This is a genomic window from Limosilactobacillus galli, from assembly GCF_947381495.1.
In the GTDB taxonomy this organism is placed as follows: domain Bacteria; phylum Bacillota; class Bacilli; order Lactobacillales; family Lactobacillaceae; genus Limosilactobacillus; species Limosilactobacillus galli.
In genome coordinates, this window is the sequence record NZ_CANCWK010000051.1 from 1 (window position 1) to 11079 (window position 11079).

General features: G+C 54.2%; 15 protein-coding genes. 14 read left to right on the forward strand and 1 reads right to left on the reverse strand.

Translation table 11 applies throughout. The features are described from left to right. Positions 1–94: 94 nt before the first annotated feature. The 11 genes from QOS10_RS08300 to recN all read left to right on the forward strand — a co-directional run bounded on the left by QOS10_RS08300 (position 95) and on the right by recN (position 9299). Complete coding sequence (locus QOS10_RS08300) at positions 95–1171, forward strand: M24 family metallopeptidase (RefSeq protein ID WP_283595005.1); 1077 nt, start codon at positions 95–97, stop codon at positions 1169–1171. 2 nt (positions 1172–1173) lie between these two features. Continuing rightward, a complete protein-coding gene (locus QOS10_RS08305) occupies positions 1174–1848 on the forward strand; it encodes a 2'-5' RNA ligase family protein (protein ID WP_283595006.1) in 675 nt (224 codons plus the stop codon). A gap of 102 nt (positions 1849–1950) precedes the next feature. Further along, on the forward strand, positions 1951–2400 hold the full coding sequence (locus tag QOS10_RS08310; RefSeq protein ID WP_283595007.1) for an Asp23/Gls24 family envelope stress response protein: 450 nt from the start codon (positions 1951–1953) through the stop codon (positions 2398–2400). Beyond that, positions 2397–2807 carry a transcription antitermination factor NusB gene (nusB, locus tag QOS10_RS08315; RefSeq protein ID WP_283595008.1) on the forward strand — a complete coding sequence of 137 codons (411 nt, stop codon included), beginning with the start codon at positions 2397–2399 and terminating at the stop codon, positions 2805–2807. Before QOS10_RS08310 ends, nusB begins: the two co-directional genes overlap by 4 nt. A 125-nt stretch (positions 2808–2932) precedes the next feature. Beyond that, on the forward strand, positions 2933–3796 hold the full coding sequence (gene folD / locus QOS10_RS08320; RefSeq protein ID WP_283595009.1) for a bifunctional methylenetetrahydrofolate dehydrogenase/methenyltetrahydrofolate cyclohydrolase FolD: 864 nt from the start codon (positions 2933–2935) through the stop codon (positions 3794–3796). Next, positions 3783–5126 carry an exodeoxyribonuclease VII large subunit gene (gene xseA / locus QOS10_RS08325; RefSeq protein ID WP_283595010.1) on the forward strand — a complete coding sequence of 448 codons (1344 nt, stop codon included), beginning with the start codon at positions 3783–3785 and terminating at the stop codon, positions 5124–5126. The genes folD and xseA overlap by 14 nt, the downstream gene beginning before the upstream one ends. Further along, complete coding sequence (locus QOS10_RS08330; RefSeq protein ID WP_283595011.1) at positions 5126–5416, forward strand: exodeoxyribonuclease VII small subunit; 291 nt, start codon at positions 5126–5128, stop codon at positions 5414–5416. The genes xseA and QOS10_RS08330 overlap by 1 nt, the downstream gene beginning before the upstream one ends. 2 nt (positions 5417–5418) lie before the next feature. After that, positions 5419–6294: a polyprenyl synthetase family protein gene (locus QOS10_RS08335; RefSeq protein WP_283595012.1), complete on the forward strand. Its 876-nt coding sequence runs from the start codon at positions 5419–5421 to the stop codon at positions 6292–6294. Between the two features lie 13 nt (positions 6295–6307). Continuing rightward, on the forward strand, positions 6308–7132 hold the full coding sequence (locus tag QOS10_RS08340; RefSeq protein ID WP_283595014.1) for a TlyA family RNA methyltransferase: 825 nt from the start codon (positions 6308–6310) through the stop codon (positions 7130–7132). Between the two features lie 9 nt (positions 7133–7141). Then, on the forward strand, positions 7142–7597 hold the full coding sequence (locus tag QOS10_RS08345; protein ID WP_283595015.1) for an arginine repressor: 456 nt from the start codon (positions 7142–7144) through the stop codon (positions 7595–7597). A 13-nt stretch (positions 7598–7610) separates the two neighbouring features. Then, the gene (gene recN / locus QOS10_RS08350) at positions 7611–9299 is read left to right on the forward strand and encodes a DNA repair protein RecN (RefSeq protein ID WP_283595016.1); all 1689 of its coding nucleotides are present in this window, start codon (positions 7611–7613) and stop codon (positions 9297–9299) included. Between the two features lie 90 nt (positions 9300–9389). Here recN and QOS10_RS08355 read toward each other — a convergent pair whose 3' ends face one another. Next, positions 9390–9722: a hypothetical protein gene (locus QOS10_RS08355; RefSeq protein ID WP_283595017.1), complete on the reverse strand. Its 333-nt coding sequence runs from the start codon at positions 9720–9722 to the stop codon at positions 9390–9392. A 166-nt stretch (positions 9723–9888) separates the two neighbouring features. Between QOS10_RS08355 and gmk the strand changes: the two genes are divergently transcribed. From gmk to QOS10_RS08370, 3 genes are all read left to right on the forward strand, one after another. Beyond that, positions 9889–10509 carry a guanylate kinase gene (gene gmk / locus QOS10_RS08360; RefSeq protein ID WP_283595019.1) on the forward strand — a complete coding sequence of 207 codons (621 nt, stop codon included), beginning with the start codon at positions 9889–9891 and terminating at the stop codon, positions 10507–10509. Continuing rightward, entirely contained in the window at positions 10506–10724 is a 219-nt protein-coding gene (gene rpoZ, locus QOS10_RS08365; RefSeq protein WP_057806134.1) for a DNA-directed RNA polymerase subunit omega, read from the forward strand. The genes gmk and rpoZ overlap by 4 nt, the downstream gene beginning before the upstream one ends. A 172-nt stretch (positions 10725–10896) precedes the next feature. Continuing rightward, positions 10897–11079, forward strand: a 183-nt coding sequence (locus QOS10_RS08370; RefSeq protein ID WP_283595020.1) for a transposase, incomplete at its 3' end; no start/stop codon positions are given.

The following is an 11079-nucleotide window of genomic DNA, read 5'->3' on the forward strand; positions in this document are numbered from 1 at the left end:
TATGCAAATTGTGGTTCAAGCACTCATCAGAAGGGTGTTTGCTCACAAGCCACGTCCTTTAGGGCGTGGTGGTTGACAGAAACGGGGGATTGAAATGACACGGATCGAACGATTGCAGAAGCGCTTGGAAAAGCTTTACATTGATGCCTTTCTGGTTACCAATCATGACAACATTTTCTACCTCACCGGTTTTGAACTGATGGCGGGGGATGGCTACCTGCTGATTACCAAAAACGATGCCATCATTGTCTCCGATGACCGCTACCAGCTGGCCTTGGAGGAATTTGACAGTGATGAGGTGGTGGCGACCATCACGCGGGACTATTACGGGGCCCTCAACCGGATCTGCCAGGCCCTTAAGGTAACTGTCCTGGGATACGAGGACACCCTCTCCTACCGTCTCTATGACGTTTTGGATGAGGTGATGGTGGCCGATATCGTTCCCTTTACCAACCTGATCGAGAAGATGCGGATGATCAAGGACAGTGGTGAACTGGCGAAACTGCAGCGGGCCGCCGACCTCCAGGCTCAGGGTTATCAATATGTGCTGAACAAGGTTCGCCCGGGGATGACGGAGCGCCAACTAGCCAATCAGCTGGACTTCTGGATGAAGGAGCATGGGGCTAGCAGGGCCTCTTTCCTGACCATCATGGCCAGCGGCGAGAACTCGGCTAAACCGCACGCCACAGCCGGTGACCGGGTGATCGGCGACGGGGACGTGGTGACCCTGGACTTCGGTTACTTCGTGGACGGCTACACCGCCGACATGACCCGGACGTTTGCGGTCGGTTCAATCGATCCCGAGTTGCGTGACGTCTACGAGATTGTCAACACGGCCCGCCAAGAGGTGATTGACCACATCAAGGTTGGGGAACGCGGGGATGTTCTCGACTCCTATGGGCGCAAGCTGATCGCCACGGCTGGCTACGACGACGAATTCAACCACGGGATGGGACACGGGATTGGTCTGGCGGTGCATGAACTGCCTGCCAGTTACGGCCCGGCCGCCACGGACGTGAAGCTACATAACAACGAGGTAATTACGGTCGAACCGGGGATTTACATTCCTGAGATCGGCGGTGTCCGGATCGAGGATGACGTCGTGGTTACTCATGGCGGACCGCAGGTCTTGACGACAGCCCCCACCGACCTGATTATTGTGGGCGACTGACGATGAAAGATTTACAAGCACTCTATGCCGCAATCGATGAGCACGGCCACCAGGCGCTGGCTGCGCACCAGGAAGAGGTTGATCCCTACCTGGGCGTGAGCAACGATGACCGGCGGGGGTTGGCCCTGATCCTGCACCTGCCGGCCCACGTCACCCGCAACATTAACTTTGCCCTGCAACCGCTGAAAACTGCCGACCGGGGGCTCTACTGTTACCTGGCGGCGGATATGCACATTACCGTTATGGATATTATCGGGGCGCACCCTGGCTTTCACCTGGACCCTGCTCGGCTGGCAGACTATCGGCGGGTGGTCGCTGAGACGGTGGCAGAGGCGCCAGCGATTGATTGGCACCTGGCCGGACTGATGCTGAGTCCGGGGGCTGTGATGGTCAAAGGCTTCTACTCAGGATCGTTAGCGACGCTGCGGGCCAGGCTGCGTGATCGGCTTGCCCGAGCCGATCTGCCGGTCCAGGAGCGCTATGCGACCCAATCTGGACACGTCACGGTGGCCCGGTTTGCCCGCCCGCTTCCTGATTCGGATGCAGTGATCAAACTGGTTGATGCGGACCGGGCGCTTTCCTTTGGCGATTTCACCAGCACCCGGGCGGATTTAGTTGTTCATGATTGGTATAATCACCGGGTTCATCTGGTGAACTCGGTTGCTTTTGCCGAATGAGCCGGGGAATATTGATTTTTATCCTTGTTTAGTGCAAAATAGAATAAGTAATCTTAAATTGGGTATGATCACCCGATGACGAAGAGAAGTGGAGGACTAGTAATGGCAGAAGATTCGAAGATTATCCTCAATAGTGATGATCAGTCTCTGGGTACGATCCAGATCGCCCCACGGGTACTGGAGATCATTGCCGGAATTGCCGCTAGTGAAGTCGACGGTGTTTCGAAGATGTACGGCACGTTTGCCAACAGTGTGAGTGAACTTTTGGGTCGGCGTTCTGACTACCGGCGCGGTGTGAAGATTGCTAATGACCAGGATGAATTGGCAATTGACGTCGATGTTTATGTTGAATATGGTGTTTCCGTGCCAAAGGTTGCCGGCCTGATTCAGGAGCGGATCAAGCAGCAGGTAGCGCTGATGACTAACCTACAGGTCACCGAAGTTAATGTCCATGTGAAGGGCATTGTAGCGGCGGCAGAAGACCAGACTGTTGACCCGGATGACATCTTTGGCGAGAAGAAGGACGAAGAAGAAGCGGGGGATCACGAATGAGTTTAAGCCGACACCAAGTTCGTGAGGAGGCCTTCCAGGTTCTGTTTGCCCTGCAGACAGATTCAGATGCCGACCTTGCTACGATTTACCAATCAATTCCACATCACGACCAGCACCAGATTCCCGAATACCTCAAGACCCTGGTTGAAGGGGTCAATGAGCACCAGGGAGAACTGGACCAGGAGATCAGTTCACTCTTAGCCGACGAGTGGACGATTGACCGTTTGGCTAAGCCGGACCTGGTCATCCTGCGCTTAGGCCTGTTCGAGATACAATACGTTGACGATGTTCCAGCAGCCGTTGCTATCAACGAAGCCCTGGAACTCGCTAAGACTTTCAGCAATGATAAGTCCCGGAAGTTCATCAATGGGGCTTTGGGAAAGTTCGAACGTCAACTATCAAATTAAATGAAAAAACGCTGATCACTTGCTGGGCGAGGATCAGCGTTTTTTGGGACTTTTGCGGGCCTTTGTGCCCCATAATGAACATGGTAAAATAAGTCTTGACACTTAATCTTTAAGGGGGATTTGCAATGGCGACAGTAATTGACGGACGAAAGTTGGCTAAAGAACTGAACCAGCAGACTAAAGAGCGGGTTGCCAAACTGGCCAGCCGGGGAATTCAACCGGGGATCGTCGTGATCCTCGTTGGTGAGGACCCGGCCAGTGTCATCTACACCCGCAACAAGCAGCGCAAGGCTGAGAAGCTCGGCATCAAGTCGATCCTGAAGAAGTTCCCTGCCGACGTTGACCAGGTAACCGTGATGGCAGCGGTGGACCAGTATAACCATGATGACACGATCGACGCGATCCTAGTTCAAGAGCCGCTGCCCGACCAGCTGGACGGCCAGGCAATTACGAATGCCATCCGGCCCGATAAGGACATCGATGGCCTGCACCCGACCAACCTGGGAAAGCTCTATGCTAACCAGCCGGGGAATTACCCAGTGGCCTGCACCCCGCGGGGCGTCATGACCATGCTGCACCACCATCATGTTGAATTGGCGGGGAAGAATGCCACGATTGTCGGCCGGAGCATCCTGGTCGGCAAACCGATGGCGGCCCTCTTAAACAATGCTAATGCGACAACCACTCTGGCCAGCCGTCATACCCGTGACCTGGCGGCCGCCACGCGCCAGGCAGATATCCTGGTGGTCGCGGCGGGCAGCCCGCACCTGATTAAGGCGGAAGACGTTAAACCGGGTGCTGTCGTAATTGATGTTGGTATCAACCGCTTGTCATCTGGTAAACTGACGGGAGACGTCGATTTCGAACACGTCCAGGATGTAGCGAGCCTGATCACGCCGGTACCGGGCGGGGTTGGTCCGATGACCATCGCCAGTCTGATGCAGCAGACGGTTGACCTGGCAGAATGGAGACACAATGGACAGAAGTAAGTATTTAACGGTAAGTCAACTGACTAAATACCTGAAACTCAAATTTGACCGGGATCCTTACCTGCAGACCGTTTATCTGACGGGGGAGTTGTCGAACTTCCGTCTGCGGCAACGGCACCAGTACTTCAGCTTGAAGGATGATGGGGCGGTGATCGATGCGGTCATGTTTGAGAGCAAGTTCCGCCAGGTTAAGTTCCGTCCCGAGGAGGGGATGAAACTCCTGGTGGTAGGCCACGTCGGTTTGTATGAGCGGAACGGCCGTTACCAGATCTATATTGATAAGATGGAGCCGGATGGCGTCGGCTCGCTCTACGTGGCCTTTGAACAACTCAAAAAGAAGTTGAGCGCGGAGGGCCTGTTTAACCTGCCGAAGAAGCCGCTCCCCAAGTTTCCGAAGCGAATCGCGGTGGTTACCAGTCTGGACGGGGCGGTGATCCGGGATATCAACACGACCGTCCGGCGGCGCTACCCGATCGCCCAGGTGGTTCTCTACCCGACGGTGGTTCAGGGCGAAAAAGCCGCGGCTGACATTGCCCGTCAGATCAAGCGGGCCAACGAACGCGGCGACTTTGACACCCTGATCATTGGTCGTGGCGGGGGTTCGATTGAGGATCTCTGGCCGTTTAACGAGGAAGTGGTTGCCCAGGCCATCGCCGACAGCAAGATCCCTGTGATCTCCTCGGTCGGTCACGAAACGGATACCACAATTGCCGACCTGGTGGCTGACCAGCGGGCCGCTACCCCGACGGCTGCGGCTGAGCTGGCTACCCCGGTCCTGACGGAGACCCTGTTGGCAATTCAGGATAGCCAAAACCGGCTGGCCAACGCGATGCAGAACCGGCTTGCCTTTGCCAAGAAGGAATTGGCCAAGCAGACTCAGAGCTACATTTTCCAGCAGCCAACCCGGCTGTACGAGAACTACGCCCAGAAGGTTGACCAGCTGACCCAGCAACTGGTTCAGCTGCAGCAAAATATGTTTGTCAACCGAAAGGCCCAGCTGCAGCAATTGACCAGCCGGCTGGCTGCTACTTCGCCGCGGCACCAGCTCAGTCAGCAGGAACAACTGGTGGCCCAGCTGACCAAGCAGCTGCGGACCAACGCCCTGACAGATTACCAGCGGCGGCAGGACCAACTGACCGGCCTGATCCGGCAGCTGGATGCGCTCAGTCCGCTGAAGATCATGGGACGTGGCTATACCTACGTCACGAAGGATAAACGCGTGGTCAACCAGGCTGGCCAGCTGGAAGTCGGCCAGGAAGTCCAGCTGCATTTTAAGGATGGCCAGGCAATGGCGAAGATTACGAAGATCAAGGAACAGGAGAATAAGTAATGGCAACAAAAGAAGAACCAACATTTGAAGAACAGCTGGCCCAATTGCAACAAATCGTCAACCAGCTGGAACAGGGAAATGTCCCGTTGGAAGAAGCATTGCAGCAGTTTCAGGAGGGGATCAAGCTCTCGAAGGAATTGCAGGGTAAGCTGACCAACGCGGAGAAGACCCTTGGCCACCTGATTGATGACGATGGCAGCGAGAAGGTCTACGAGGGCAGTGATGATGACCCCAGTAACAACGGTGGCGGCAACCGCGGTTATGGTAGCGGAGACCAGGTGAAGGGTTAATCATGGTACAGACGATTAGTGAACTAAAATCAAGCATCGACGACTACCTTAGTGATCACCTGGTAGCTGACGTTGACCAAGCCACTTTATATTCCTCAATGCGCTACTCGCTGATGGCGGGCGGTAAACGTCTGCGGCCGGCCCTGACCCTGGCAACAGTTGAAATGCTGGGCGGCACGGTGGATGAAAACGTCATACACGCCGCTACCGCTCTGGAGCTCCTCCACACCTATTCCCTGATTCACGATGACCTGCCGGCGATGGACAATGATGACCTGCGCCGGGGGAAGCCGACTAACCACTGCCGTTACGGTGCCGGGATGGCAACGCTGGCGGGGGATGGCTTGCTGACGCTGGCCTTTCAGTGGGTGACCGATAACGGCTTGCCGGCCGCCATCCGGGCCGAGCTGACCTTGGCCTTGGCCCAGGCGGCTGGTCCTGCGGGGATGGTTGCCGGTCAGGCCCGTGATATTGAGGGCGAGGGGCACCAGCTGGACCTTGACCAGTTACGCTACCTTCATCGGCAAAAGACCGGGGCCCTGCTCCGTTATGCCGTCCTGGCTGGGGGAATCATTACCAACCAGTCACGGCCGGTCAAGGCGGCGCTGGCAGACTTTGGCGCCCAGTTTGGCCTGGCCTTCCAGATATACGATGACCTGATGGATGTCTTGGGAACTACTGCCCAGATGGGGAAGCAGGTTCACAAGGATGCCGGTGAGCACAAGAATACCTACCCGGGGCTGCTGGGAGTCGCGGGGGCCGAGGAGCAATTGCACAAGGCGCTGCAGTCAGCCAAGGCGGCCCAGACTAAGCTCGGTGAGCTGACGGGGCGGTCGTTTGCTGGTTACGATCAGTTTTTAGCATATTTTAAGTTGTAGAGGAATTTTAAGCATGAAAAAAGAACGCGTAGATGTATTGTTAGTCCAGCAGGGACTTTTTGATTCCCGGGAACAGGCTAAACGCTCGGTGATGGCCGGCGAAATCCTGGGGAAGAACAACGAGCGCCTCGATAAGCCGGGACAAAAGATTCCGGTGACGACAACCCTGCACATGAAGGGCCACAAGATGCCCTACGTCAGCCGGGGCGGCCTGAAACTGGCTAAGGCGCTGAAAGTCTTCAATATCAGTGTCGAGAATAAGACAGTCTTAGACATCGGCTCGTCGACCGGCGGCTTCACTGATGTGATGCTGCAAAATGGTGCTAAGCTGAGCTATGCCCTGGACGTGGGAACCAACCAGCTGGTTTGGCAACTGCGGGAGGACCCGCGGGTAGTGGTAATGGAGCAGACCAACTTTCGTTACAGTACCCTGGACGACTTCACCCATGGCCAGCCGGAGTTTGCCTCAATTGACGTCTCCTTCATCTCCCTGCGGCTGATTCTGCCGCCGCTGGCCAAGATTCTGAAGATGGGCGGCGAAGTGGTGGCCCTGATCAAACCGCAATTTGAGGCGGGCAAGGAGCATGTCGGCAAGCACGGGATTGTCCGTGACCATGCCGTTCACCGCGCTGTTTTGGAGGAGGTCCTTCAGTTTGCCAACGAGGACCATTTTAACGTGTTGGGACTTGACTATTCACCGATCAAGGGTGGCCAGGGCAACATTGAATTCCTGGCGCACCTCAAGCTGACTGATCAGCCGGGATCCATATCCGCAGCAGTTGATATTGACCGGGTACTGGCGGCGGCCGATCAGGATCTAAATCAAAAGGAAAAGTAGGGAGTTTTTATGAAAAAGGCAGAACGTCAGGAGAAGATTCGAGAAATCATTACGGCGGAAAGCATTGAGCGCCAGGAGGACCTGGTCAAGCGCCTGAACGAATTGGGATTACGGGTCACGCAGGCGACAATTTCACGCGATATCAAGGAAATGCAGCTGGTGAAGATTCCGGCTGAAGACGGCGGTTACCGTTACGGTCTGCCGGCATATCGGCAGCAAAGTGATGACCAGCAGTTGAAAGGTGTTCTGCAGGACAGCCTGATGAAATTAAAGCGCAGCGATCGTTTCTTGGCGCTGACGGTCCACCCGGGAAATGGACCGGTAGTTGCTGTTCTCCTGCGGCGGGCAGATTACGCGGAGATTTTTACGACGATTGGGGATGACGCCAGTGTGCTGATTGTCTGTACTTCAGCCGAGGCGGCGAGCCGATTGGAAAATAAGCTGAACGAATTAACAAATAACTAAGGCGGGTGAGCGTGTGCTGCAAGAATTGACAATTGATAACCTGGCGATCATTAAGCACCTGACCTTGGATTTTGCCAGCCAAATGACGGTCCTGACCGGGGAAACCGGGGCCGGAAAATCAATCATTATTGATGCGGTTGGTCTCCTGGCGGGCGGCCGGGGATCGCAGGAGTATATCCGCCGGGGGGAGGATAAGCTGAGCCTCCAGGGCCAATTTGCCATTCCGGATGATCCGGCCTTCAATGATTTGCTGGACTCGATGGGGATTGACCACGAGGATGGCATGCTGATCATCTCCCGGGATATCCACCGCAACGGGCGGAACATCATCCGGGTCAATGGGGAACTGATCAACACGACGATGCTGCGCAAGATCGGTGCGCACCTGGTTGATATTCAGGGACAGAATGAGCACCAGCAATTGATGCAGCCCGAAACACACCTGGGGATGCTGGATCAGTTTGCCGGGGCTGCGGAGACGCCGCTCCTAGATGCGTACCAAGAACATTACCGAGACTACGTGAAGCTCAAGGCCGCCGTCAATAAGAAGCAGGCCAACGAGCAGCAGTGGGCCCAGCGGCTCGACATGCTTCGTTACCAGGTTAAAGAGATCAGTGATGCCAATCTGAAACCAAACGAGGAGGATGAGCTGACCAGTGAGCGGGACCGGTTGGAACACTTCCAGCAGATCAACAATGCCCTTCAGCAGGCGGTCACCACCTTTAATGAGGGCGAGAACCCGGTGCTGGACCAGATTGCGACCGTAATGGACGCGATCAACGGGATTGCGGACTTTGACGATGCCTACGATCAGCTGAGCAAGTCGCTGAACGACGCTTACTATGCCCTTCAGGATGTCGCCAACGAGGCTGGGCAGCAGCTGGACCTCTTGGAATTTGATGACGGCCGGCTGGCAGAAATCGACCAGCGCTTGACGACGATTGGCGATCTGGAGCACAAGTATGGTGACCAGGTCAAAGACGTCCTGAACTACTATGCCAAGATCAAGAAGGAGCTCGACGAGATGGAGAGCACGGCCGATAGTAACAGCAACCTTGAGGAACGCTTGAAGGCGGCTGAGGAAGAGCTGCGGAAGATCGGCAAGCAGCTCAGTCAGGTTCGGCAGAAGGCTGCTCACGAGCTGGCCAAGCGCGTTCACCAGCAGCTGCAGGAACTCTACATGTCGAAAGCCGACTTCGAGGTCCACTTTGCCAACCACGGGACTGACCAGTTCACGCCGACAGGAATCGATGAGGTTGAATTCTACATTCGGACCAACCCTGGTGAAACGATGGGACCCCTGGCCAAAATTGCCTCGGGGGGTGAACTTTCCCGGGTGATGCTGGCTTTGAAGACGATCTTTGCTCAGAACGAAGGGGTCACCAGTATTATCTTCGATGAGGTGGATACCGGGGTCAGCGGTCGGGTTGCCCAGGCAATTGCCGATAAGATCAAACTGATTGCGGCCCATTCACAGGTCCTCTGTATCACCCATTTGCCACAGGTGGCCGCGGTTGCCCAGCACCACTTCCTGATCAAGAAAGGCGTTCATGATAACCGGACGACGACCCGGGTGACGGCCCTGTCGGCTGACCAGCGGGTTGATGAACTAGCCCGGATGCTTTCCGGTGAGAAGATTACTCAGCTGACCAGGGAGCATGCACAGGAGTTGCTGGAGATGGCGCACCCGGCAGAAAAATAGGCAGTAAAAAACTCACGATTATCGATGTGATGACTTAGCCATCAGCAATTTGATAATCGTGAGTTTTTTGTTTATTCGGCAACTGGGTAATTAGAGGTTAGCGATATAGCGAATCTGGTCGAAATCCACCACGTAAGTTGTCTTGTGATTGCGAATGAGATAACGGTGATCGCTCAGCAGCTTGACCTGGCCGTAGGTGTTGACTGGGTAGCCCTCTGCTGTCTTAGGCATTAACTGGAAGAAGACAGACCAGTGCTGATCGATAGCCTGGTTGAGAAAAAGCTGCCGCTGGCTGGCCGGTTGTGGGGTCAAGAGCTTAACATGCGAGATGAAAACCGGGTCCTCGGTAAACAGGTGATGGATTGTCCGGGTGAGGATTTGGGGAGCACGCTGGAGTAGAGTTGGTTGATTAATTTGTTGCATAATGGCATTCCTCCGAACATTTGTTTGTGTTTATAGTATACGAACATCTGTTCAGGAATGCAAGGGCAAATCAGCCCCGGCCAAAAGTCCGTGTGAACGGTTGATTTATCAGCCGGTTTAGTGCATTATAGTAGTAATACGTTAAAATTTGATAGGGAGAAATAGCATGGCAAATCGTGGAATGTTAATTGTCCTTTCTGGTCCATCCGGTGTTGGTAAGGGGACCGTACGAAAGGCGATCTTTGATTCAAATGACAATGATTTTCAGTACTCTGTTTCAATGACGACCCGTAAGCCGCGGCCGGGTGAGAAAAACGGGGTTGACTACTACTTTGTATCAAAAGAAGAGTTTGAGCATGAGATTCAAACCGGTGGGATGCTTGAATACGCCAAGTATGTTGACAACTATTACGGCACCCCATTAAAATATGTTAATGAGACGTTGAATTCCGGCAAGGACGTTTTCCTGGAGATCGAAGTCAACGGTGCGATGCAGGTGCGGTCGAAGGTTCCGGATGGGGTCTTCATTTTCCTCACGCCGCCGGACTTGGATGAATTGAAGCACCGGTTGATCCACCGGGGAACGGACAGCATGGAGGTTATTAACAAGCGGATCCAGAAGGCCTTTGGTGAAATCCAAATGATGCAGAACTACGATTACGCGGTTGTTAACGACGAAGTGCCTCGTGCCGTAGAGAAAATCAAGGACATTATTCGCACGGAACGTTTGAGGGTTCCACGGGTAATGCCGCGCTATCTTGAAATGTTAGGAGACTCACAGAAATGATTCTTTACCCATCAGTTGATGAATTATTAAAGCGGATTGATTCCCGCTACTCTTTGGTAATGTTAGCCAGCAAGCGGGCCCACGAATTGGACACCGGTTCCGCACCGCTGCTGGACCACTACGAATCCAGCAAGTCAGTTGGTAAGGCCCTTGAGGAGATCCTGGCTGGCAAGGTCACTATTGACCCTGACCACACCGAGGACCTGCAGGACTAATTACGTAAGGTTAGAGATAGACAAGGGGACTTTTCAGATCGATTCCGGTCGTGAAACGTCCTCTTTTTTGAAAGTGGGCAAGGAAACATGTTCTTTTAAGGACGTGATGAATTGCCCCTCTGTTTTACACGTAGTGCATATGGTTACAGTAATACATGATATAATAGTTAATATGAAAGATACGAATAGACTTACGTATGGACGGACATCCGTCTATAATTTGAATTACCATTTGATCTGGGGTACCAAGTACCGTAACAAAGTTCTGAAAGGACACATTGAAGCGGTCTTCCGGGAGCAAGTCCGGGAAATTGCCAATAAGTACGGCTTTACAGTAGCCCACATGGAAATTGGT